Raw genomic sequence first — 22,835 nt, 5'->3', positions numbered from 1 at the left:
GCCGCCAGGCGGAAAGCGTGCCCGAGATCGCCTCGATCACCCGCCCGGTCACGCCGAAAACGGTCGCATGGGACGGGATCACCACCCCCGTGTCCTGCGCCCCTCCGGGCGTCAGGACATGGTCGAACTCCAGCACCCGCAGCGCAATACCTGCGCCCGAGGCCGAAACCGCCGCGCCGATGGCGGCCCAGGCGCTGCCGGTCCAGCGCATGTCCGCGCCCGCATCGACCACATAGGCCCGCCAGCCGGGCAGCGGGGCGACGAAGACCCAGCCGCCATTGTCCTGCACCGCGATCCGGCCGTCCTTTCCCTCCCAAAGGCCCTCGCCCCCGGCCGGAACGCCCCAGGCCTGACCGTCCGGCGCCCCCATTGGCGGGGCCGAAACGGTGACGCTTTGCAGCCGAAGCTGCACCAGCGCGTCGAGCCGGGTCAGCGCCTCGTTCACGGTCACATGTTTCTGAGACTGCGCCGCCTGCAGCAGCGGAAGCGACAGGTTCGGGGTGTCAGCCATCGATCTCGATCCTCCGATAGGGTCCGGGTCCGAACTGCTCGGACAGTTGCGCCACCTCGAGGGCGTAGGGCGCTGTCATCCCGTCTGCCGCCTGCATGGCCGCGGTATAGGTCCAGCCTGTTGCGGCGACAGTTTCGGTCCGCAGCACCGCACCTTCGCCGGACTTCACCAGCACCGTATAAAGCTCGCGCTCTTCGCCCAGCGGCACCTCGACCGAGGCCCAACTGTCGCCGTCCACCCGCGTGCGGCGTACCCAGCTCAGCTTCAGATCGCCGCCGGGCGCTCGCACCGCCTTAAGATGACAGGGGGCATAGGGCCGAAGCCCGATCCCGTCGAAGGCCAGCCGGATATGGTCGTAGCTCGGGTCGTCATAGGCCCGCGTCCCGGGGCCGATCCGGTAATGCCGTGCAAGCCCCCGCGCCGACGCGGCAAGCGCGATCTGAGGCACCCGCGCATCAAGCAGCACGACGGTGCTTCCCACGGGCCAGATCTCGGGCATGTCGGCCTCGGTCCCGGCCTGCCCGCGAAGCCTCAGCCTCAGCTCGTAGGTTCGCGGCCCGATCAGTTCGGCTTCGGCGAACTGGAATACCTCCCAGCCCCCGGGTCCGCCCGCCCCGATCGCCGCGACATTGGCCCCGGCCAACAGATCGGCCTCGCCGACCGAGGCGAGACTGCCCGCCGCAAGCTTGACCCGAAGCGCGGGCCCCCGGTCCCAACGGCCGGGTTCGGCTGCCGCAAGCGGCGTCTCGGTCAGTCCGATCACTGCGGACCGGTCGAGCGTCGCGTTCAACGTGTAGCCCGCATCCTCGATCGCCGTGTAGACGTCGACCGTACCGGGCCAGGGGGTCGCGACCGCCGCGACATGGGGCGCATGGGGGACTTCCTCGCCGGTCAGAAGCGGCAAATCGAGGAAAACCGCATGCACCGGCACCGGCGCAACAAACGCGGCCTGGGCCACGCCGCGATCCTCGAAGCGCGGCGGCAGGTAAAGTCCCCGCTCGACCCGCACTGCCTCGATCTGCCGCGTATCCGCCAGATCGACCCGGTCGATCCGGTAGTCGCCGGATGGCAACTGCATCACATCGCCCGCCCCCACGGACAGCGTCGACAGCGGCAAGGCCAGCCGCACCCGATCGCGCGCCACTCGCGATTCCGACAGCCAGCGCTCGACGACGGCCTGCCCCTCGGCCGCAGTCAGAACCAGCGGCACTTCGCTGACAGAGACCGACCGGCTGGCCTCGTCGGGAAAGATCGCCTCGGCCGCCCGGGTCTCATAGGCGCCGTCGGCCTCGACAAAGGACAGGCGCACCCGTCCGGCGGTCTCGGCCCCCGGGGTCCGGCTGTGTTCGATATCGCCGGCCAGATCACCGGTCCGGGCCAGCTCGGCGGGGTCGAGGACGACCCCGGCCCGCCCGTCGCGATTGAAGAACACGATCCGGCCGTCGCGCTCGGCAGCCTCGATGCCATAGGCCAGCATCAAGGGCTGCAACGCCGACCGTGCCCCGGCCAGGTCGCTGACCGCATAGCCCCGTACCAGCCCGTAGACATCGGACACATCCAGATCGGTCACCCCCGAGGCGGTGCAGATCTCGCGGATCACGGCATCCAGAGCCTGCGCCGAAGCACGCCCGTTCAGCCAGTGCCCACGCCCGTAATTGTCGCCATCCGACCAAAGCGTCCGGTTCCCGGGAAACTGCGGATAGGGCCGCGCGTCCCAGGCCCAGACAAGCGCCCGCGACAGATCCACCATCGGCCCGCCGTAAAGCGGCGAAACCGGGTTCACCGCCGGGTCGGCCCAATAGCCCAGCAGCGCCCGCAGATACTGGTGCTGGATCAGGTCGTCGCGCGCGCCGGTCGAATAGGGCGGCAACGCGCTTTCCGAGGATTTGGCGTCGCTGAAAAGGTTGGGCGCGTTGGTCCCCTTGTCGACCGCCGGGCACCCGAGTTCTGTGAACCAGATCGGTTTCGATTGCGGAACCCAGGCCGTCGGCGTCGCACTGCGAACCCCATCGATCCGGTCGTGATGGGCGCGCTGCCACCAGCTGCGGATGTCCTTGTAGCGCCAGACCCAGGGCTCGCCATGGGTGCCATCGGTGATCGCGCTTCGGATCTGCGCATCGCGGGCGGCCTGCGAGGCATAATACCAGTCGAACCCTTCTCCACCCTCGATATTCGCGCGCAGATAGTCCAGATCGTGGATCGCGCCCCAGGCGGCATCGGCATGATCGTCGCCGTCGCGCCAGTCCGACAGGGGCATGTAGTTGTCGATCCCGATGAAGTCGATCGCCGGGTCCGCCCAGAGCGGATCGAGATGGAAATGCACGTCGCCCGGAGCGGTCTCGGGGTGATAGCCGAAATATTCGCTCCAGTCGGCGGCATAGCCGATCTTGCAGCCGGGCCCGAGGATGGCACGCACGTCCCCGGCCAGCGCACGCAGGGCATCAACCGCCGGAAATCGCCCGGACCCGCCGCGGATCGTCGTCAGACCGCGCAGCTCGGACCCGATGCAGAAGGCCGACACGCCCCCCGCCAACGCGCAAAGATGGGCATAGTGCAGGATGAAGCGTCGATAGCTCCAGTCATCGGTTCCGGCATAGGCAACGCTCTGTCCCGAGGCCGTAAAATCCTCCGGCCGTGCCGTGCCGAAGAACAGCGCAACCTCGTCTTCCGCGAACCGCGTGCCATCCGTGGTGAAGGGATGGGCAGGAGCGAAATTCAGCGTGATGCGGCCGCGCCAGGGCAAGGGCGGCTGACCTGCCGCGCCCGTATAAGGGTCGATCAGCGCATTGCCCGGCAGCTGGTCCATGAGGATGAACGGGTAGAAAACCGGGGCCTGACCGCGCGCCTTCAGCGCCTGGATCGCCTCGATCACGCTGGCATCGGCAGGTGTGCCACCATAGATCGGTCGCCCGTCGACATGGGGCACGATCTCGGCCGCGCTCCGGCTCAGACCCGCCACCCGCCAGGGCATAGGGTTGCCGTCGAAGCCGGTCTGTTCGACCTTCGGCCGAAGCCGCGCGACCGGCGCGCGCAGATCCGAAGCGAACCAGCTCACCACCAGCGAAACCGAGCCCACGTTGGGCAATTCGCCCTGCAGCATGTCAAGCGATGTGGCGATGTCGGTCTTGCCGCTTGGCGAATTGACGTTCGCCGATACCGCCTGACCCGGCCCGTAAGAGAAATGAACCGGCGTTGTCGCCAGGGCATATTCGCCGGTGCCCGGGATCAGCGACACGCCCTGCACCAGCGCGGGCAGATCGTCCGTCGTTCCCGCCGCCCGCCGCACGACCTCGAAGGACAGTTGCGGCACGCGGTTGCCGAAGCGCGCCAGCTCCATGTCCTCGATTACCACATAGGCGATGCCGCGATAGGCCGGAGCCCGGCCCGGCCCTTCGACCGCCTCGATCAGCGCATCGGGCAGCTGGTCTTCGGACCCGTCATAGACGCGCAGAGTCAAGGATTGCGGCTCGATCTCGGCGCCATCGGCCCAGATCCGGCCGACCCGGGCGATCTGGCCCTCGCAGAGTGCGATCCCCAGACTGACCGAATAGCTGTATTCCTTGACTTTGGGCTTGCTCGGCGCGCCTTTTCCGCCGCCATGCGTGCTGACCGTCTCGCGGAAGCGCGAGGCCCAGATCACCTGACCCGCCACCCGCGACCGCCCCCATAGCCGGCCGACGGCCGCGCCCTCGCTGGCGCCGGTCAGGCGAAACCTCTCGACCTTGCCGGTCTCGACCGCCTGCGATCCGCTGCCCAGAAGCTGCTGGTCGATCACCCGGCCCAGCGTGGCGCCCACGGCCCGTCCAAGAACCGCGCTCGACAGCCCCAGAACCGACCCGCCCAGCGCCGAGCCGGCTGCGGCTCCGGCCGCCGACAAAACGATCGTCGCCATGGGTCAGATCCCCTCGGGAAAGGCAAAGCGGGCCACGATCCGCCGCGCCCAGGGCTGGGAAAGCGAGCTTTCGACCACCCCGCGCCCCGAATAGGCGTGGATGAAACTCGGCGCCTCTTCGACCCGTCCCTGAACGCCCAGATGTTTGGCAACAGTGTCGTCGCGCATCCGGAACAGGATCACATCGCCCTCGGCAGCCTCTTCCAGCGGTTTGGCGATCAGATGCCGCCCGGCCGCGCGCCACAGGATCTCTTCGCCCTGAGGCTCGGACCAGTCCGGCGTATAGGGCGGCACTTCTTCCGGCTCGCGACCGTAAAGCGACCGCCAGACACCGCGCAGAAGCCCGAGGCAATCCGCCCCGGCGCCGCGCACCGATCCCTGATGCCGGTAGGGCGTCCCGATCCAGCGGCGCGCCTCATTGGCGGCGCGTTCTCCCATGATGGTCATGATTTCAGACTTCCCCCGTCGTTCAGCCCCGAGCGGGTCGGATAGCTCATCAGCCAGTCCTCGCCCGGAATATGCGGAAACCCTCTGAAGTTGAGGAAATTATCGAACTTGTCCCGGCAGGTCTCTGCCCGCCGGTCGCAGCCCGCGACCAGCCGCAGACTGTCGCCCGCCAGGACGGTGCCGCGGATCTCGGTCCAGAGCTCGATCACCCGGACCCCGCTTTCCTCGCGGTCTCCCTTGATCGCGCCCACCAGCCCCGCCGCTGGCCCCGACACCACCTCAAGTCGCCCCTGTTCGAACCAGCGCGGCGCAAAACCCGACAGTCCGGCGATCCGGAACAGGCGTCGTCCGGTCACGCTTGCCACAGGAACGACAGTCGAGAAATCGGGATGAGCGGTGTCGAAGCGGCAGGCCGCATCGCCCAGAACCGCCCCGCAGGGCGCCTGATAGACCAGACCCTGCGGCTGGTTCAGCCCCTCGGCCAGACCGCGCAGTTCGGCCTCGAAGGCGCCGGCCGTCCGGGTCATCTCGCCCAGCGTGCCGGTAAAGATCAGCGCATGCTGGACGGGATCGCGCCAGTTCACCATCCAGATCCTCAGCGCCGCGCCGTCATAGCGCCCGGCCGAAATGTCCTCTTCGGTGATCGCCTCCGAACTCAGCGCCGAGACTGCCGCCGAGTTGTCGACCGAAAGGCCGGTGGTCTGGCTCAGCGCCCGTGCCGTCATGCCGGTATCGGCGCGGAAGGTGATGCCCGCGAAGGCCAGATCGCGGTCGTGATCGGTAAAGCCCATGACCACGCCGTCCTGGCGCGTCAGCGCCCAGGCCCTGGCAAGCGTCGTTGCGCCACTTTCCAGATGGGCCTGCAATGTCGCCGACAGCGGCATCAGATCCGCAGCTCCACGACCGGGACCGAGGGGACTTCGCCCGCCCGGAAACTCTCGACCGAGGTCTGGATCCGATCGGTATCGAACCGCACCGGCACGTCGAACTCGAACCCGGCGGTCACCACCGCGCCCATCGCCGGGGGCTCGGCCAGCGTCACGATCCCGGTCGAGGCCTCGACGCCGAAATCGACCGGGGCGAACAACGTGCGTCCGTCGACCGCGACGGTCACCGTACCGGCCACCGGCTTGGCGATCGGGCGCACATAGGACTGGCCGCCCGAAGCATAGGTTTTCCTCAACTGAAACTGGACGGTGTCGGCATCGCCGATCCCGATCACCTGATCGCCGGAACCAACCTCGCCCGACGGACGGCAAGACTTGTAGTCGGACCAGTCCTTCCAGCGGAAGCCGTAAAGCTGGCCGCGCCGTGCCTCGAAGAAGGCGACCAACTGCTCGACATCGTCGAGCGAACTCATTGCGACACCGGCATCGTAGCGCCGCCGCGCATGTTCCCAGGGGGTGTTGCGTTCCTCATAACCATTGGCCAGCGTCACGATCTCTGTTCGGCGCTCCGGACCGCCGACCGACCCGAAACTCAGATTGGCCGGGAAGCGGACTTCATGAAATGCCATGGGCTCTGTCCTCCTTCACCTGTTTCGCTGGCCGCGCGACAGCAGGCGGCTCATTTCGGCCGCGATTTGGCTTTGGCTGCGCGCGAAGCCCTGAACGTCAGGCGTGCTGATGTTCATGACGATCTGAATCGGGCGCGACGACCCGCTCCCGTCCGACCGGACCCCCAACCGGCCATCGGCCCCGCGCGACAGCGGCAGGATCGCTTCCGGCCCCGCCTCGCCCATCAGTCCGGTCGCGCCCCGCATCGGGAAATAGGTCGCCTGGCCGACGATGCCGCCCGAGGCAAAGGGAATGACCCGACCTTGCGAGAAGGGCGCACCCCGGGCAAAGGGAAGTGCGGCGCCCAGAAGCCCCTCGATACCGCCGGCAAGCAGGCCGCCCAGCTGGTTCTGCACCGGCTTGACCGCCGCAGCATAGGTCGCATTCGCAACCGAGTTTGCGACCGATTTCAATGCATCCGACAGTTTCATCCCGTCGAAGACCAGCCCGTCGAAAGCCCCCCTCAGGCCGCGACCGATGGCATTCGACAACGAACTGACCTCGCGGTTCGTCAGCGTCAGCGAGTCCCGCATCCGCACAAGTTCCACCTCGAAGGCCGCGGCCGTACCGCTCGCTCCCCCCAAGGTCGTCTCCAGCGCGTCCAGTTGCGCCTCGAAAGCCTCGATATCCTCAGGCTCGGCCATGGCCTATCCTTCGTCCCGCAGTTTATCCGGAAAGGCGCGGGCCAGTTCCTCCAGCCGCGCACGGCTCATGGGGGCAGGCCCGCCTTCGGCCCCCAGCATCAACATCAGTTCCGCGGGTGTGAGCTCCCAGAACTCGGAGGGTCTCAGACCGAGACCGCGAATGCCCGCCCGCATCAGGCCGCCCCAGTCAAAGCCCATCTTGCTTTGCCTCCGGCAAGGTGAAGGCCCGGGCCAGAAGCTGCGCGGCGGCCTGGGCCGCGGCGATCGGACCGCCGCCGATATCGGCTTCGGCAAGGTCGGCGGTCGTGCCCTTCCAGCCGCCTCCCCGAAGCCCGGCCAGCAACAGCGCAATCACGTCGCGCGTCGCGAAATGCCCTTCCTCGTAGCGCTCGATCAGGGTCAGCAGGGTGTCGGCGCCCAGCGCCGCCTCCAGCTCGGCCAAGGCACCAAGCGTAAGCTTGAGAACCTGCCGTTCTCCGTTGACCATCAGCGCGACTTCGCCTGCATGGGGGTTTGGCATGCTTACATCGCCGTAAAGTTGAGGACACCGGCCGAAGCAAGCGTCATTTCATAGGTGGCTTCGCCATTGTGGCTGCCGGCATATTCCAGGCTGCTGACCTGAAACCGTCCCTCGACAATCCCGAAGTCCGGGATCACCAGCTGGAAGACCGGCATCAGACCCTCGAAGAAGACCTCGCGGGCGCGAGCGTCGGTCTCGGCATCCTTGAAGACCCCCGATCCGGTGATGGCGGCCGACTTGACCCCCGCGCCCGACAAGAGCTCGCGCCACCCGCCCTGGCTTTCCAGACTGGTCACGTCCACCGGCTCGGCGTTGAAGCTGATGCGCGAGGCCCGCAGACCCGCAAAGGTCGAGAAATCTCCCGCGCCCGAGATATCGACCTTGATGAGAAGATCCTTGCCGTTCTGCGCCGTCATTTCGCGTACTCCAGGTATGTCATTCAATCGTCCTCGACCCGGACGGAAAACCGCAGGTCGATGCGGCGCTGATCCTGCGCGCCGACACGTCGGGCGCGGGCGCGGTCGAACCAAAGTCCGACCACCCTGCCCCGAGCCAGCGCCAGCGGCGCCTCGGTCAGGGCATCGGAAATGGCTCCGGCAGCGGCCTTCGCCCGGGCGAAGCCGGCCTCTTCGCTGACGACCGAGATCGTCACAAGATGCAGCGCGCCGTTTGCGCCCTTGTCGGAGGCATCGCGGACCTCTTCCGGTCCGAGACTTACATAGATCGGCGGAAGACGGCCCGCGGGCACGGCGTCATAGACCGCCTCGCCCACGATCGCGGACACGGCGGCATGCCCCGAAATCCGCTGAAAGATCGCGGCCTGCAAGGCGGCCGCCACGCCATAGCTCATGCCGCCAACTCCTCTTCGGCAAGGCAGGCCAGATAGTGCCCGCGCGCGTCATGCTCGGTCACCGCACGGATGCGGAAGAGCCGCTGTCCCTCGCGGAACCTCTGACCGGCGACGGGCCGTTCCGGCGCGCCCGGAGGCGCGCCGCGGACCACGATCCGGTACAGCACCCGCGACAAGGCCAGCTCTTCGCCGACCTGCTCGCCCCCGCTGCGTACGGCAACCTCGGCCCACAGCGTGCCGCGGGTCACCCAGGTTTCGGAAAAGCCTCCGGCACCATCGGCGACCTGCACCGGCACCTCCAGCGCCAGGCGGCGGCTCAGGATCGGCGACCGCGCCATCACGCGCCCCCCGGTGTCAGCCGCAGCCTGCGCCAGCGGTCGGTCAGGGCTGCGATCCCGAAGGGCATCGCGCCGCCGCCGACGGTCTGCTCCAGCCGGTTCTCGTAATAATGGGCTGCCAGCAGCAGCACGGCATGACCCAGATCCTCGGGCACCGCCGCCCAGTCGGGACCGAAGCCCGCCTCGAAATCGATCTCGGCGCTGCCCTCGAAGGGAATGCCGGGCATCGCGCCGCCCGTGCCCCGCACCACCGGCAGATGCGCATCGGCCAGCAAGTGATAGCGCTCGGGGGCGACCGGCACCGCCACGCCGCCTCGGTCGACGATCCGGATCTCGGTCACCGCCCGCACCGGAGCGACCGGCAAGGACTGACTGCCGCCCCGGCGCCAGCCATAAAGCACATAGCTGAAACTTCGGGAAATCAGCACCTTGCCGGTCCGCGCCTCGATGGCCGCCAGCGCCGCGCGCAGCAGCGTCTCCAGATAGGCATCCTGATCCCCGGCATCGGCAAAGCCGGTTCCGAGGCGCAGATGCGCCTTGAACTGCGCAAGCGGAAGCGCCGCAGCCGCCACCGTCGTCTGCTCTATCAGCATCATCTTTTCCGTCTCTCCGCTGTCGCTCGACGCGAGGTTGACGCGCGCCGGCCCGTCCCGCTCCGATGGAGGGAGCACCGGGGCGGGCCCCGGGGGGCCGGCGCGCATCTCACCGGCCCGGTACCGGGGCCGGGTTTGCTGGTGGGGACCCGATCCGCCGGTGTCAGGCGACCGAGAACTTCAGCACCTTGATTGCGGCGAAGTCGCTGACATCGCCGCCCACGCGCTTGGTGGCGTAGAAAAGCACATGCGGCTTGGCCGAGAAGGGATCGCGCAGCACCCGCAGATCGGGGCGCTCGGCGACGGTATAGCCGGCCTGGAAGTCGCCAAAGGCAATGGCCGTCGCGTCCGGCGCGATGTCGGGCATGTCCTCGGCGATCAGCACCGGATAACCCAGCAGCCGCGCGGGCTCGGCCGCGGCCAGACCGTCCGACCACAGGAACCGCCCGTCCGCATCCTTCATCTTGCGCACCGCGCCCGCGGTCTTCGAGTTCATCACGAAGCTGCCATTCGCCCGATAGACCGCGCCCAGCGAATAGACCAGATCGAGGATCGCGTCCGAAGGCGCGCCCACGTCGAAATCGCCATCGGCGCCGGTCGCGACATAGCCCAGGCTTCCCCAACTCCAGCTCGCCTCGGCGACCTTGGGATGGCTGAGAAACCCGCGCGGCTTGTCGGTCCCGTCGCCCAGAATGAAGGCCGCGGCCTCGGCCCGCGAGAACTTGTCGGCAATCCGGCCAGCCAGCCAACCCTCGATATCGAAGGCACTGTCGTCCAGCAGGCGCTGGCTGACCTTCGGCATCGCCGACAGTTCGTGCAGCGGGATCGTCACCCGCTCGATCTGTGGCGTCCCGGTCTCGACCTGGCTGCCGGTCTCGCTCGACCAGCCCGAGCCGGTATCCGAATGATCGACCAACACGTCATAGGAACTGGCCTCGACCGTCACCACCTGGGCAATCGACCGGATCGAGGCCGTTGCGGTCAGCACCGACTTGATCGTACTGGCCGTCTCGGGGTCGATCAGATAGCCGCCCTCGCCGGCGACGGCCGTCGACATGGCCTTGCCCTCGAATTCGAGCCCGCGCAGCGCATCGTCGTCTCCAGACCTCAGATAGGCGCCGAAGGCCTTCTTGTGGGGCACCTCGATCTCGACGGCGCGGGACAGGGCGGGACGACCCGCCGTGACTTGTGATTTCCGGTCGAACATGGTCAGTCGCTCTTCCTGTTGCTTGAGTCTCGATTTCACTTCCGACTGGAAGCCCCTGAAATCGATCAGGAAGTCCTCCAGAGCTTCACGCATCTCCATAGCGGGACCATGGGCCCGCCCGGCCTTGATTTCGGTCTCGGTCATGTTGGCAGTCCTGTCTGGGAATGAGACTTGAAGAGGGGGCTAGCCTTCGGCCAGCATCCGGCGGGCGCCCGCAAAGGCCTCCGCCAGGTCGCGCAAGAGCTCCTCCGCGGTGCCCTCCGCCTTGGTGCCGACACGCGCGTCGGCCAGCATCGGAAAGGTCACCAGCGACACCTCCCACAGCTCCAGCTCGGCCAGCAGACGGTGCCCGCTGTCATCCTTGCCGGCGCGCTTGGTCCGATAGCCGATCGACAACCCGTCGATGGCACCCGCCGCGACCAGCGCCACCGCCTCGCGGCCCCGTGTCACATCGGTCAGGATACGGCCCTTGACATACAGCCCGCGGGCATCCTCGCGCACCTCGTCCCAGACGCCGATCGGCTCGCAAGGGTCGTGCTGCCAAAGCATCTTCACCCGCCGACCTTCGCTGCCCATCTGCCGCAGGCAGGCTGTGTAGGCGCCGCTCTGGACGATATCGCCCCCGTAATCGGCGGCGCCGAACACCGAGGCATAGCCCTCGATCACCGCGCCGTCCTTCAGCGCCAACGGCAAGGCATCGTTCTTGCAGAACTTGCGTTCGAGCGCGATGCCATTTTCGTACTCCTTCATCACCTCTGTCCTCTTCGCTTCTAAGGCGTCGAAATGGCGGACAGGATCGAGGCGATACCCTCGGCCAGGATCACCGCCACGATCCCGTAGACCGTCAGCCACATGCGCTTTTCGATCTGGTCCAGCATCTCCTCGATGCGTTTCAGGCGGTATTCGAGGGCGCTCCAGCGCTCCTCCATCACCCGCTCGCTGGCCTCGATCCGGATATGCGTCGCGTCGAACGGGGCGTAGAGAAACCGCGAGCCGGACCGTTGCCCGGCCACCCTCACCTGCCCTCCGGCCGCCTCGGCAGGCCGAGCAGCGCGCGTTTCTCGTCCTCGGTCAGGAAGTCGGCTTCGGAGATTCTCTTCCATTGCGTATCCCGCTCTGCGGCCAGCGCCGGCACCTGATCGAGATCGGGCCGGAGCGCGACCGCGCCGCCGTCGAAATGGGTCAGGAACTCGGCCACCGCTCCGGCGACCTTGGCCACCAGCGGGACCACGGTCAGCCGGTAAAAGGCACGGTTTGCCTCCTGGTAATTCGCGTAAGTTGCCTCGCCCGGAATGCCCAACAACATGGGCGGCACACCGAAGGCCGTGGCAATCTCGCGGGCCGCGGCCTCCTTGGTCTTCTGAAACTCCATGTCCGAGGGCGAGAACCCCATCGGCTTCCAGTCGAGCCCGCCCTCCAGCAACATCGGCCGCCCGGCATTGGCCGCGCCCTGATGATAGGACAGCATCTCGTCCTGCAGCCGGGCATATTGTTCCTCGCTCAGCGTCGACTGACCGTCGCCGCCGTGATAGACGATTGCCCCGGAGGGCCGCGCGGCGTTGTCCAAGAGCGCCTTCGACCAGCGCGAAGCAGAGTTGTGCACGTCGATGGCCGTGGCGGCCGCCTGCATCGCCGACAACCCGTAATGGTCGTCCTGCGGATGGAAGTTCTTGATGTGGCAGATCGGCGGAACCGCCCCGGTCATGTCGAACCGGTGCTTGCGCGCGCCCACCATGTAGTCATAGGCGACCGGCCAGCCATCGGCCCCCGGCACCAGCCGCATCCGGTCCGACCGCAGCACATGCAGCTCGAACGGCAGCCCGCCCTCGCCGCCCACGGCCTCGAGATAGCCGTTTCCCGACAGCAGCAACTGCCCGTAAAGCGCCTCCAGCAATTCGGCGCGTCCCTGCGCCGGGTTCGGCCGCTTCAGCAACTCCAGCACGGGATGCGCCTCGTAGCGTCGCTCGTCGTCCTGGCAGATCAGCGGCAGCGCCGCCGCGGATTCCGCGATCAGCTTGACCGCGCGAAAGCCCACGGGATTGCCGTTGAACCCGGACCTGATCAGCGAACTGGTGTCGCGGGGCGTCCAGGCCGCGCGCCCCGCCCCCGCCCAGGCGATCACCGGGCCGGTGGCCGAGGCCTTGGTTTCGGGCAGTCGTTCCGCCGCGCGGCGGAAAAGTTTGAATTTCATTGCAGATCATCCTCCGATTTCCGTCGGCTCCGCCGACGACCGGCCCAAAAGCAGCGGCGAAGACCCGGGACAGTCCCCGGTTAGGTCCGAACATGGTTCGACCGGCGCCGGGCCGCGGCCCGGCCCGCAAGGACGGGTGTGCCGAATTAGAGCCCGCGCACCCTCGGCCGCCGCCACTGCGCCGCCGGGGCGATCATCAGGTCGTTGATCGCCCAGACCAGCGCATCCACCCGGTCCGGGCTGCCCTTGCCCTCGTACCCCCGCGCCGTCATGTGGCACATCTGCTCTTCCAGAACTTGCAGACCCCGCAGGTGCCTGACCCGGCCTTGCTCGTAAAGCGCGGCCACCGGCTCGGCCCGGGCGATCTTGCCCCGCGTCGCGCGAACCGCGCGGAAAGGCACCATGGGGTCGAGCTGGCGGATCACCGTCTCGACCAGATCGCCGCCCTGGTTCACCTCGGCGACCAGCCGTTCGGCGCCAAAGCGCTCCATCGCCTCGATGGCGACCGTCGCCCAGGCCGTCGGGGCGACGCCGCCGATGCTGACATCCTCCAGCACATAGGCGCACCAGGTCTGCGGCGGCCCCTGCATCCTGACCCCGGCCACCACAATCCCGCATTCGTCCGAGCTGTCCCGGCTCGTGACCGGCGGATCGACGGCAACCACGATCCGGTCCAGCGGCGGCGCCTCGTCGACCCTCAGCGCCTCGATCCGGCTCAGCGTCCAAAGCGCGCTGTCCGCTTCGTCAAGAAGCACGCCGTCAAGTTCCTGCCGCCCGAGCCGGGTGCCCGCATAGCGGGTCCGGACCGCCTCGAGGAACGAGGCCGCCAGATTGGCCCGGTTGGCCTCGGTCGGCGCGTGGGTGACCACGGTCGAGGGGTTCGCGAGGATCGACTTCAGCACTGCCACGTTGCGCGGCGTCGTCGTCACGCATTGCCGCGGAGCCTGCCCCAGCCGCAGCCCGAACTGCAACATGTCCCAGGTCTCTTCGGCCCGCTTCCATTTTGCCAGCTCGTCCGACCAGGCGGCATCGAATTGCGGCCCACGCAGCGAATCCGGGTCATGCGCCGAAAACACCTGCGCCACCGCACCATTCGGCCAGACCAGCCGCCGCCGCGTTGCTTCCCAGTTCGGCCGCCGGTCGGGAGGCGAACAGGCCAGAATGCCGCTTTCGCCGAACACCATGACCTCGCGGGCCTCGTCGACGGTCTCGCCGACCAGGGCCACCCGCCGGGCCCGGCCTTCGTCAAGCGGCCTTGCGCCCTCGACCTGCGACCGGACCCATTCAGATCCGGCCCGCGTCTTGCCCGAGCCCCGGCCGCCCATGATCACCCAGGAGCGCCAGTCGCCTTCGGGCGGCAGCTGATGCGGCAACGCCCAGAACTCGAAGAGATATGGCAGCGCCAGCAGCGCCGAGTCATTCAACCCCTCCAGAAAGGCGGCCTGCATCTCGGGTGTCGCGCAGGCGATCCAGTCGGCGCCCGACTTCAAGGCGTGCCTGTTCAAGATCAAGCGCTTGGATTCCGCCTTCAGACCCGCTTTCTGCATTCAGCCGCCTCTCAACCCGCTGCCGTTCGTCGAACGCCGTCTGTGCCGCCTTCCCGAGATCGTTCAACGCCCCGCGCAGCATGCGGGCACGCTCGGAATTGCCGGCCTCGATTTCCTCGATCAGTTCGTTCAGGGCGCGGATCGTGCGCCTGTAATGTTCTTCTGCTTCCTCAAGCAGCGCCCACGCCGCCGCGCCGCCCGCTTCAGGAGAGGGATCATTTGTCATCGCATCTGCCTGATTGGTCCGCCCAGCGCAGGAAGAAGACAACAAAAAGGCGGCCTCCGGGGGTCCCCCGGGCCGCCAAACCCACGTCTTCCAGCATGTCCGAAGGTATACCCCAGACCGCTCGCAGAGTCAAGAAGTTTAATGCTAACAAGAGGTTAACATTGCATAACCCGGCATGGTCCGGGCAGGTGTCCCGCAAACCGCCTTGCGTCCGATGCCCCATGCCCCAAGACCGCCCGCATCCGTCAACCGGAACGCGGACCGGGCTTCACGCACCGGCCCGGCACGAACGCCCCCGCCCCTGCTTGTCGAATGGTATCGGGCCACGAACGCCCCTATGATGGCGCTCTCAATCCTGACAGGTTCGGAAAAACGAAATGATCCACGTCGTCACGACCTGCCCCGACATCGACAGCGCCCGGGCCATCGCGCGTGCCGCACTCGACGGCAGGCTCGCGGCCTGCGCCAACATCCTGCCCGGCGTGGTCAGCCTGTTTCACTGGCAGGGCCGCATCGACGAAGAGCCCGAACTGCAACTGACGCTGAAGACCGACGACCGGCACCGCGCCGCGCTGGTCGCGCTGATCGCCGAAAGCCATCCCTACGACCTGCCGGTCATCACCTGGGAAACGGTCGAAACGACGCCCGAGTCCGCAGCCTGGCTGACCGCCGAAACGACAGCCTGACCGCCGGGCGCGCGCAGCAAGTCCGGTAGGCGTCCGGTCCGGCAGCCTCAGGCGGGTTCCTTCAGCGCCTCCAGACGGACACCCACGGCGCACCACCCGGGCAGCCGGTCGGCGCCGGTCACCTGATGGCCCATCCAGCGCATGCACTCCTCGGCGCGGCCGCAATGGGCGCAGGCCGCCACCAGTTCCGAATATTCGCCCCGCCCCAGTTGCCCGGACCGGAGAGCATCATTGAGATTGACCCCGATGGTGCGCGCCATCCCCTGGGTCAGCCAGAAATGTTTCGACAGCCTGCCCTGGTCTTCCATCGCCCTCAGGCGGACACCAACCGTGCCCGCATCGCCTCCAGAAGATCCTTGTTGCGGCAGAACCCCGGCGTCTCGTCGGCCCCGGCATCGTGAGACCCGAGCCAGCCCTTGCATTGCGAGGGATCGGTGCAACCGAGGCAGCGCGAGACGGTATCTTGCATGTCTTCGGGGGTCCAGCGACCGGCCATGGTCTCTTCGTCAAGATCCACGCCAAGCACTTCTGCCATCTTTTCAACCAGATGGGCGTGTTCGTCGTATTTGGTTTGACCCGACATCGAAGGTCTCCTGTCGATTTCGAATTGATGGAACTAGACCGCAAGAGCCCGCGGGGCGCCTTGATGCGTGTCAAATCGGGGCCCGGGCCGGACCACGGACGCAACAGCGGCGCTGTATACGTATCGGCCAATGCCGACCAAGACCGCTTCACAAGCCGACCGCTGACGGCTAGCCTTGCGCCATGTTCAGCATCGAGCACGATTTCGACGCCACAATCATCACCCTGGTCGACGAGGGTCCGCAGCATCTGCAGGAGGACGTGACGATCACGGCCTTCGAGGATTGCGTGACGGTCGAACAGCTGGACCCGCACACCGACAGGGTCCAGAAGATCACCCTGTCACTGGCCCAGCTACACGAGCTTGGCGCGGCCCTCGACCTGCCCGAAGGGGTCTACCGGATTGCCTTCGACCGCGACTAGGTCCAGCGTCAGATGTGGGCCGGTTCAGCTGCCCCAGATCCGCCGGACATAGGTCTGCGTCTCCTGGAACGGCGGAACACCGCCGTGCTTTTCGACAGCTTCCGGCCCGGCATTATAGGCAGCAAGCGCCAGCCGCCAGGATCGGAACCGGTCGAACTGCCGCCGCAGATAGCGCGCGCCGCCGTCGAGATTCTGATGCGGGTCGGTCGGATCGACCCCAAGCCTGCGGGCAGTGTCCGGCATCAGCTGCGCCAGCCCGATGGCGCCCTTGTGCGAGACCGCGCGCGTGTTCCAGCCGGATTCCTGCTGCACGAGCCGCAGGAACAGGTCCTCCGGCACACCGTGCTTGCGCGCCGCATCGCGCGCCACATCCACGAACGCGCCCCGGTAGCGGCCCGAATAGAGCAGGCTCCCCTGCGAAGGCGTATGCACGCGATCGGGTTGCAGACGAACCGAATTCGAATACTGCTGGGCGGCACGACCGTCGAGCACCCGGGTCTGGGACTTGAAAAGCGTCAGGCGCGCTTTCGACGACACGACGGACTCGGCCTGACCCTGCGTGGCATGCGAGGCAGATGCAGCCAGAACCGCCAGCGCGATCGCTGCAAGCCGTGGCTTCACTCTCGTCCCTCCCCCGTCTTGGGTGTTTTCGCGCCCGGGACTATAGGAATAAAATGCCGCGCTGGCCAGCCCGCCCGTCGCCGCGGACCGGCCGGATGCGCCGTCGCTATGATCCCCCTCCGGGGTGGTGTAAACGGGGACACGATGGAACACCAAGATTCGAAAAGAGGGCACGCATGGCAGGTTCGGTGAACAAGGTCATCCTGATCGGCAATCTCGGGCGCGACCCAGAGGTGCGCAGCTTCCCCTCGGGAGGCAAGGTCTGCAACCTGCGGATCGCGACGTCGGAAAACTGGAAGGACCGCAATACCGGCGAGCGGCGCGAGCGCACCGAATGGCATTCGGTCGCGATCTATTCCGAGCCGCTGGTCCGCGTCGCCGAGCAATATCTGCGCAAGGGATCGAAGGTCTATATCGAAGGCCAGCTCGAGACCCGAAAATGGCAGGACCAGTCCGGCCAGGACCGCTACACGACCGAGATTGCCCTGCGGCCCTACCGCAGCGAGCTGACCATGCTCGACGGCCGCGACGGCGGGGGGAGCGGCGGAGGCAATTATGGCGGCGGCAGCGGCGGGTACGATCAGGGCGGCAGCCGCGGCGGCGACTATGGCGGCCCCCAGCCTGCGGGCGACTTCGATGACGAGATCCCGTTCTGAGCCATAGCCGGGATACGGAGTGAAGGGAGCCTGCGCCGATGACCTGGTCCTATCCTGTCGGGCAGGTATTCGGGTCCGAAATCAGGATCCACGCGACCTTCTTCCTGCTTCTAGCCTGGATCGGCGCCGCCGCCTGGATCGCGGAAGGGCCGATCGCGGCGGCGGCAAACCTGATCTTCTTGCTGGCTCTCTTCACTTGCGTCGTGGCCCATGAATTCGGCCACGCGCTGACCGCCCGACAGTTCGGCATCGCGACACCCGACATCACGCTGCTGCCCATCGGCGGGCTCGCCCGCCTCGACCGGATGCCCGAGCGGCCGGGGCAGGAAATCGCCGTCGCACTGGCGGGGCCAGCCGTGAACCTGACGATCTGGCTGCTGCTGATCGTTCTCGGCGCCAGGACGGAAATGACCGGGGCGATCGCTATCGAGGATCCGGCGGCGGGGTTCTGGACCAAGCTCGCGACGGTGAACCTCTTCCTCGCGCTCTTCAACCTGCTTCCTGCCTTTCCGATGGATGGAGGGCGGGTGTTTCGCGCCTTGCTGGCAATGCGCCTCGGCCGGGTCGCTGCCACTCGATTCGCGGCACGTTCCGGCCAGGCGCTGGCCTTCGGCTTCGGGTTTCTCGGGCTCATCACCGGCGATGCCGTGCTGGTGCTGATCGCCATCTTCATCTTTGCCGCCGCCGGGGCCGAAAGCGCGGATGTCGCGCTGCGGGACATGGCACGGCATCTGCGCGCCCGCGATGCCATGATCACCGATTACGAGGCGCTGCAGCCGTCCGACACGCTTCGGGCGGCCTCCTCGACGCTGATCCGGACCGCGCAGCACGAGTTTCCCGTGGTCGATGCGGGCGGAGGCCTGCGCGGCATGCTGACCCGGAGCGTTCTCTTTCAGGCGCTCTCGGAGGGGCGCGATACCAGCCCGGTGGCCGAAAACATGGCGCGCGGCATTCCGACCGTGCCCCTGGCCGCCCCGCTCGATGCGGCGCTTGACGCCCTGCAGGATACGGGCGCACCGGCCGTCGCTGTCACGGACCCCTCCGGACGAATGATCGGGTACATCACGCGCGAGAATATCGGCGATCTGATCGTGATCTGCGGACGCGACCGCCACCGCTGACGCCGCGAAAATTCTGCGAATTTTCGGCGCACCGCCCGGCGCGCGCTATCCTTGCGCCAGCCGCGCCTCGCGCGCCGCGCGCAACCTGGCGAAATCCTCGCCCGCGTGATAGCTCGACCGCGTCAGGGGCGTCGCTGAAACCATCAGGAACCCCTTGCCATAGGCTGCCTTCTCATAGGCCGCGAATTCCTCCGGCGTCACGAAGCGGTCGACCCCGTGATGCTTGGGCGTCGGCTGCAGGTACTGCCCGATGGTCAGGAAATCGACATCGGCCGCCCGCAGGTCGTCCATCACCTGATGTACCGCCTGGCGGTCTTCGCCGAGCCCGACCATGATCCCCGACTTGGTGAACATCGCCGGATCGATTTCCTTAACCCGCTGCAGCAGCCGGAGCGAATGGAAATAGCGCGCCCCCGGCCGAACCTCGGGATAAAGCCCCGGCACCGTCTCGAGATTGTGGTTGAAGACATCGGGCCGCGCCGCGACTACCGTCTCGACCACCCCGGGCCCGCATTTCAGGAAATCCGGGGTCAGCACCTCGATCGTCGTCTCGGGGGCCCGATGGCGCACGGCGCGGATCGTCTGCGCAAAATGCTCGGCCCCGCCGTCCTCAAGATCGTCGCGATCGACCGAGGTGATCACGACATGCCTCAGCCCCAGCTTCTGGACCGCATCCGCCACCCGGCCCGGCTCGAAGACGTCCAGCGCGTCGGGTCGGCCCGTGGCAACGTTGCAGAAGCTGCAGCCGCGTGTACAGATCTCGCCCATGATCATCATGGTCGCATGGCCATGCGCCCAGCACTCGCCGACATTGGGGCATCCAGCCTCTTCGCAGACGGTGGACAGGCCATGTTCGCGGATCACACGGTGGGTATCGCGATACCCCTCTCCTCCGGGCGCACGCACCCGGATCCAGGCCGGTTTCTTCGGCTGGGGGGCATCGGGACGGCGGGCTTTTTCGGGATGGCGTTCGGCCGGGTTCTTCAGGTCGCGCAACTGGGATCTCCCTGACGGGACGGGTCACCCTGTCTTAGGCTCTTGTCACGGCGAAGGCAACCGGCCGCCCCGACGCCCGGCTCATCGCCCCACGGCCGCGCGGGCACTGTCGGTCAGGCTCCGGCCTGCCTCGGCCAGGATGGCCGCCAGCGCCTCGAACCAGCCGTCGTCGCGCGAGAGCCGCCGACGGACCAAGCCCAGCCGCCGCGCCGGCTCGGGCGAGGCAAAGCGGTGCACCGCCAGCGACGGGCTCGCCGCCCGTTCCGAGGCAAGCGCGATTTCGGGCAGGAACGTCAGCCCGAACCCCTCGGCCGCCAAACCGCACAGCGTGGCCAGCGACGAGGCCCCCAGATCGACCCGAGTCTCGTCGCGCCGCATTCCGCAAACCTCAAGCGCCTGATCCGCAAGGCAATGCCCCTCATCAAGCAGCAGCAACCGGTCGGGATCGAGCGATGCCGGCCGCACGCCTTCGGTCCCGACGCCCAAAGCCGCGATCTGCCGCGCCGATCCGGCCAGCAGGAAACGATCCTCGAAAAGCACTGCCTCGACCAGATCGTCGCGTCCGGCCGGCAGCGCCACCAGCGCGGCATCCAGCCGGCCCTCTTCGAGATCGGCCAGCAAGCGGTCGGTGCGCGCCTCGCGGACACCGATCTCCAAGGTCAGGTTCTGGGCCCGGATCAGCGGCAGCGCCTTCGGCAAGAGATAGGGCGCCACCGTCGGAATGAGCCCCAGGCTCAGCCGCCCGCCGAGCCCACGCTGCCAGCGGGCAGCATCCCTCAGGGCGCTAACCTCCTGCATCACCCGCTGCGCATGCCGCAAGAGGTCGTGACCAGCCGGGGTCAGAACGACGGCACGGGGCTGCCGCTCGACCAGCTGGACGCCAAGCTCGGCTTCGAGATCGCGGATCTGCACCGACAGGGCTGGCTGGCTGACATGCACGACCTCGGCCGCCCGACCGAAATGCCGGGTCTCGGCTAGCGCGATGAAATAAGTCAGCTGGCGAAGCGTGATGTTCATGACCAAGGCCTATCAAACCGGCGGTACAACGCAACTCGGTCCGGTCGTGGCGAGAGCATGCCGGAAATGCCACACGCCTCCGCCTCCACCGGCGCACAGCCGAAAGGATGGCTATCCCGCGTCAGTCCTGGCGTCCGCTGGATCGGAGCTGACAGACTGAAATCAGGCAACAGCCCGGCCGATCTGGGCATCCGCCAGCTTTCGCCATATTTTTCAATATACTGTGCGGCAGGCGCGAGGTGATTTCGCGCGTTTGTGCTGAAACAGGTTTGACCGATTTCGGCCCCGTTAAAGAGCACGAAGGCGGGCTGAACTCGAAGCTGCACATGGTCCGCGACGCATTGGGTCGGCCGCTGACCTTCTTGCTGTCGCCCGGCCAGATGAGCGGCGCGGGTTATGCTGCAGGCCTTGCCGCCTGCCAAAGTGCTTATGGGTGATAAGGGTCATGACGCCGACTGATTCCGTTACGCCATTGAAGACAAAGGAATTGCCGCCTGCATCCCGGCACGGCCTGGGCGCAAGGCCTCTCTGATCCGCCCCGGGCTTACCGCAGAGTAAAACACGCAAAGGATAAGCCCTATGACGACGAGACGATTCACCCCCGCCTATCCGGCTGAGCTACGCGAGCGTGGCGTTCGCTGTTTCGTGAGAACCGCGCTGATTATGCCAGTGACAGCGCGGCATACCGTGCAATCGCGCCCAAGCTTGGCTGAACGCGCCCCGGTCGGTGATGGGGCAGGTCATGCAGCCGCGCCCCAACGGAACGGCCTTTCGTCGCGCCATATTTGGTGCATGATCACCGCCAGCTTCCTCGCGACGGCGAACTGATGCCGTGGCGCCGGCAGATGTCGTCGACCTCCGCTCCAACCTCGTGCCCCTTCAGCCCACCGACGACCTTCTCTGCAGAGAAGCGTTTTCGCTTCACGGGTCTTCCTCCTTCATCCAGTCAAAGGTGGAAAATTCCAGGTCGCAATGGCCCGGACATCGGGGGGAAGGTCAGTTCGCGGCTTTCCCGTTCCCCGGGCCAGCCAAATGGCGGACGTTCACGTAGCGTCCGTCTTCCGCGCCTCAGCGCGAGACCGTTGCATCGCTCGGACGCCGGGACCAGATTCTCGAGGCGATCCCATCGACAGGCGCGTTGGCTCCAGGCACGCGAAACCGCATCAGCGTTCCGCCATAGGGGTTTGCTTCGCACCAGATGCGGCCGCCATGCCGCTTGACGATCTTCTGGCACGTGGCCAGCCCCAACCCGGTCCCGGGCTTGTCAGTCGCCCAGGACAGACGTTGAAACGGCTCGAAAATGCGCTGCCGGTATTCTTCGGGGACCCCGATACCGCGATCCGCGACTTCGAAAAGCACATCTCCATTGTCGAGCCGCCGGGCCGAGATCCGGATTTCGGGGGGATTCTCGCCGGAATACTTGATTGCATTGGACACCAGATTCTGCAGAAGCTGAGCCAGCATCGCGGGGCTGCAAAATACATCGAACTCCGACAGATCGACATCGACCCTTGCACCGCTTTCGCGAATATCCTGATCCAGGAATGAAAGCGCATTATCGACAAGCTCGGTGGCGCGCACCGTCTCGAAGACTGGATTGATGTCCATGCGAATATGATCGGCCAACGTTTCAACCAGCTGAGACATCTGAGTTGCTGTCTTCTTCATCATTACCATGAGCTTCTGCAGCTCCGCGGATTGAAGCTCGCCCAATTCCTCGTCGAGCTGTTCACAGATGAAGCGGATGCTGCGGATCGGCGCACGGAAGTCATGAACCAGCACATTCGAGAATGTCAGCAATTCCTGCCGCTGTTCTTCGACTCTCTGCGCGAGACGCACCATTTCGACTGCCCGGACCAGCATCCTCTCAAGCCCGGACTGATTGATCCGGGACTTCGGGGTATAGTCGGCGGCCCCTGCAAGAATTGCGGACTTGGCGATCTGCTCGTCGCCCTGACCTGTCATGAGAATGAAGGCGGCGCCGGGCCATTTCTTTCGCAGGGTCTCAAGCCCGTCCAGCCCGTTCTCCCCGGGAAGAACGTAATCTATGAAAACCGCATCGAGGGCCTCCGAGCTGTTTTCGAGCGCCGCATGCACCAATTCCGCTTCGCAAATGGATCGGCACATCCCGGATCGTTCCAACAACCGGCGAATGAGTTTCCGGTCGCCAGCGTCGTCATCGATGATCATGACATCCAGATCGCGCATCTT

Annotated in this window: 28 protein-coding genes and 2 pseudogenes; 5 read left to right on the top strand and 25 right to left on the bottom strand. The window is 66.7% G+C overall.

Annotated features, from left to right (window positions below; translation table 11 throughout):
• Window positions 1-199: 199 nt before the first annotated feature.
• The 18 genes and pseudogenes from C8N38_RS22290 to C8N38_RS21875 form a co-directional block, all read right to left on the bottom strand.
• Window positions 200-511, bottom strand: a pseudogene (locus C8N38_RS22290) (DUF2793 domain-containing protein); the annotation flags it as partial.
• The gene (locus C8N38_RS10125; RefSeq protein ID WP_108026942.1) at window positions 504-4,403 is read right to left on the bottom strand and encodes a baseplate multidomain protein megatron; all 3,900 of its coding nucleotides are present in this window, start codon (window positions 4,401-4,403) and stop codon (window positions 504-506) included. The pseudogene C8N38_RS22290 and the gene C8N38_RS10125, both read right to left, overlap by 8 nt.
• Before the next feature lie 3 nt (window positions 4,404-4,406).
• Window positions 4,407-4,850, bottom strand: a complete 444-nt coding sequence (locus C8N38_RS10120; RefSeq protein WP_108026940.1) for an NlpC/P60 family protein — start codon at window positions 4,848-4,850, stop codon at window positions 4,407-4,409.
• A complete protein-coding gene (locus C8N38_RS10115) occupies window positions 4,847-5,734 on the bottom strand; it encodes a DUF2163 domain-containing protein (RefSeq protein ID WP_108026938.1) in 888 nt (295 codons plus the stop codon). The genes C8N38_RS10120 and C8N38_RS10115 overlap by 4 nt, the downstream gene beginning before the upstream one ends.
• Entirely contained in the window at window positions 5,734-6,366 is a 633-nt protein-coding gene (locus tag C8N38_RS10110) for a DUF2460 domain-containing protein (RefSeq protein WP_108026936.1), read from the bottom strand. The genes C8N38_RS10115 and C8N38_RS10110 overlap by 1 nt, the downstream gene beginning before the upstream one ends.
• A 15-nt stretch (window positions 6,367-6,381) precedes the next feature.
• Window positions 6,382-7,050: a phage tail tape measure protein gene (locus tag C8N38_RS10105; RefSeq protein WP_108026934.1), complete on the bottom strand. Its 669-nt coding sequence runs from the start codon at window positions 7,048-7,050 to the stop codon at window positions 6,382-6,384.
• Between the two features lie 3 nt (window positions 7,051-7,053).
• A complete protein-coding gene (locus C8N38_RS10100; RefSeq protein ID WP_108026932.1) occupies window positions 7,054-7,248 on the bottom strand; it encodes a rcc01693 family protein in 195 nt (64 codons plus the stop codon).
• Window positions 7,238-7,570, bottom strand: a complete 333-nt coding sequence (locus C8N38_RS10095) for a gene transfer agent family protein (RefSeq protein ID WP_108026930.1) — start codon at window positions 7,568-7,570, stop codon at window positions 7,238-7,240. The genes C8N38_RS10100 and C8N38_RS10095 overlap by 11 nt, the downstream gene beginning before the upstream one ends.
• A 2-nt stretch (window positions 7,571-7,572) precedes the next feature.
• On the bottom strand, window positions 7,573-7,986 hold the full coding sequence (locus C8N38_RS10090; protein ID WP_108026928.1) for a phage major tail protein, TP901-1 family: 414 nt from the start codon (window positions 7,984-7,986) through the stop codon (window positions 7,573-7,575).
• Window positions 7,987-8,009: 23 nt separating this feature from the next.
• A complete protein-coding gene (locus C8N38_RS10085; protein WP_108026926.1) occupies window positions 8,010-8,420 on the bottom strand; it encodes a DUF3168 domain-containing protein in 411 nt (136 codons plus the stop codon).
• Entirely contained in the window at window positions 8,417-8,758 is a 342-nt protein-coding gene (locus C8N38_RS10080; protein ID WP_108026924.1) for a head-tail adaptor protein, read from the bottom strand. Before C8N38_RS10080 ends, C8N38_RS10085 begins: the two co-directional genes overlap by 4 nt.
• The gene (locus C8N38_RS10075; RefSeq protein WP_108026921.1) at window positions 8,758-9,354 is read right to left on the bottom strand and encodes a head-tail connector protein; all 597 of its coding nucleotides are present in this window, start codon (window positions 9,352-9,354) and stop codon (window positions 8,758-8,760) included. Before C8N38_RS10075 ends, C8N38_RS10080 begins: the two co-directional genes overlap by 1 nt.
• A gap of 160 nt (window positions 9,355-9,514) precedes the next feature.
• A complete protein-coding gene (locus C8N38_RS10070; protein WP_108026917.1) occupies window positions 9,515-10,702 on the bottom strand; it encodes a phage major capsid protein in 1,188 nt (395 codons plus the stop codon).
• A gap of 39 nt (window positions 10,703-10,741) precedes the next feature.
• Window positions 10,742-11,308: an HK97 family phage prohead protease gene (locus C8N38_RS10065; protein WP_108026914.1), complete on the bottom strand. Its 567-nt coding sequence runs from the start codon at window positions 11,306-11,308 to the stop codon at window positions 10,742-10,744.
• A 20-nt stretch (window positions 11,309-11,328) separates the two neighbouring features.
• Window positions 11,329-11,571: a GTA head formation protein, RCAP_rcc01685 family gene (locus C8N38_RS10060; RefSeq protein ID WP_075785209.1), complete on the bottom strand. Its 243-nt coding sequence runs from the start codon at window positions 11,569-11,571 to the stop codon at window positions 11,329-11,331.
• A gap of 2 nt (window positions 11,572-11,573) precedes the next feature.
• Window positions 11,574-12,749, bottom strand: coding sequence for a phage portal protein (locus tag C8N38_RS10055; RefSeq protein WP_108026911.1), 1,176 nt, complete (start codon window positions 12,747-12,749; stop codon window positions 11,574-11,576).
• A 146-nt stretch (window positions 12,750-12,895) separates the two neighbouring features.
• Window positions 12,896-14,197, bottom strand: a complete 1,302-nt coding sequence (locus tag C8N38_RS10050; RefSeq protein ID WP_245895671.1) for a DNA-packaging protein — start codon at window positions 14,195-14,197, stop codon at window positions 12,896-12,898.
• Entirely contained in the window at window positions 14,166-14,522 is a 357-nt protein-coding gene (locus C8N38_RS21875) for a hypothetical protein (RefSeq protein ID WP_245895657.1), read from the bottom strand. Before C8N38_RS21875 ends, C8N38_RS10050 begins: the two co-directional genes overlap by 32 nt.
• A 377-nt stretch (window positions 14,523-14,899) precedes the next feature.
• Here C8N38_RS21875 and cutA point away from each other — a divergent pair, with 377 nt between their 5' ends.
• A complete protein-coding gene (cutA, locus tag C8N38_RS10045; protein WP_108026905.1) occupies window positions 14,900-15,208 on the top strand; it encodes a divalent-cation tolerance protein CutA in 309 nt (102 codons plus the stop codon).
• A gap of 47 nt (window positions 15,209-15,255) precedes the next feature.
• Here cutA and C8N38_RS10040 read toward each other — a convergent pair whose 3' ends face one another.
• On the bottom strand, window positions 15,256-15,516 hold the full coding sequence (locus C8N38_RS10040) for a DUF6455 family protein (protein ID WP_108026902.1): 261 nt from the start codon (window positions 15,514-15,516) through the stop codon (window positions 15,256-15,258).
• 5 nt (window positions 15,517-15,521) lie between these two features.
• Window positions 15,522-15,791: a DUF6455 family protein gene (locus C8N38_RS10035; protein WP_108026899.1), complete on the bottom strand. Its 270-nt coding sequence runs from the start codon at window positions 15,789-15,791 to the stop codon at window positions 15,522-15,524.
• A 182-nt stretch (window positions 15,792-15,973) separates the two neighbouring features.
• Here C8N38_RS10035 and C8N38_RS10030 point away from each other — a divergent pair, with 182 nt between their 5' ends.
• Window positions 15,974-16,213 (top strand): hypothetical protein, encoded by a 240-nt coding sequence (locus C8N38_RS10030; protein WP_108026896.1) that lies wholly within the window; start codon window positions 15,974-15,976, stop codon window positions 16,211-16,213.
• A gap of 24 nt (window positions 16,214-16,237) precedes the next feature.
• Here C8N38_RS10030 and C8N38_RS10025 read toward each other — a convergent pair whose 3' ends face one another.
• Window positions 16,238-16,834: a lytic transglycosylase domain-containing protein gene (locus C8N38_RS10025; protein WP_425440035.1), complete on the bottom strand. Its 597-nt coding sequence runs from the start codon at window positions 16,832-16,834 to the stop codon at window positions 16,238-16,240.
• Window positions 16,835-17,010: 176 nt separating this feature from the next.
• On the opposite strand from C8N38_RS10025, the gene ssb reads away from it, so the two are divergent.
• The gene (gene ssb / locus C8N38_RS10020) at window positions 17,011-17,490 is read left to right on the top strand and encodes a single-stranded DNA-binding protein (protein WP_075785201.1); all 480 of its coding nucleotides are present in this window, start codon (window positions 17,011-17,013) and stop codon (window positions 17,488-17,490) included.
• 38 nt (window positions 17,491-17,528) lie between these two features.
• Entirely contained in the window at window positions 17,529-18,611 is a 1,083-nt protein-coding gene (locus tag C8N38_RS10015; protein WP_108026893.1) for a site-2 protease family protein, read from the top strand.
• 45 nt (window positions 18,612-18,656) lie between these two features.
• Here C8N38_RS10015 and lipA read toward each other — a convergent pair whose 3' ends face one another.
• A complete protein-coding gene (gene lipA / locus C8N38_RS10010) occupies window positions 18,657-19,607 on the bottom strand; it encodes a lipoyl synthase (RefSeq protein WP_108026890.1) in 951 nt (316 codons plus the stop codon).
• Window positions 19,608-19,688: 81 nt separating this feature from the next.
• Window positions 19,689-20,624 carry a LysR substrate-binding domain-containing protein gene (locus C8N38_RS10005; RefSeq protein ID WP_108027064.1) on the bottom strand — a complete coding sequence of 312 codons (936 nt, stop codon included), beginning with the start codon at window positions 20,622-20,624 and terminating at the stop codon, window positions 19,689-19,691.
• A gap of 299 nt (window positions 20,625-20,923) precedes the next feature.
• Between C8N38_RS10005 and C8N38_RS21870 the strand changes: the two are divergent.
• Window positions 20,924-21,146 (top strand): annotated as a pseudogene (locus C8N38_RS21870) (IS5/IS1182 family transposase); the annotation flags it as partial.
• Window positions 21,147-21,420: 274 nt separating this feature from the next.
• On the opposite strand, the gene C8N38_RS22285 reads toward C8N38_RS21870, so the two are convergent.
• Together C8N38_RS22285 and C8N38_RS10000 are read right to left on the bottom strand one after the other, a co-directional pair.
• On the bottom strand, window positions 21,421-21,549 hold the full coding sequence (locus C8N38_RS22285; RefSeq protein WP_425440034.1) for a transposase: 129 nt from the start codon (window positions 21,547-21,549) through the stop codon (window positions 21,421-21,423).
• 143 nt (window positions 21,550-21,692) lie between these two features.
• Entirely contained in the window at window positions 21,693-22,832 is a 1,140-nt protein-coding gene (locus C8N38_RS10000; RefSeq protein ID WP_108026886.1) for a sensor histidine kinase, read from the bottom strand.
• Window positions 22,833-22,835: the final 3 nt, after the last annotated feature.

It is taken from the genome of Rhodovulum kholense, assembly GCF_003053725.1.
In the GTDB taxonomy this organism is placed as follows: domain Bacteria; phylum Pseudomonadota; class Alphaproteobacteria; order Rhodobacterales; family Rhodobacteraceae; genus Rhodovulum; species Rhodovulum kholense.
The sequence above is the reverse complement of the archived record's forward strand: the minus strand, read 5'-3'. Positions and strand labels throughout refer to the sequence as shown.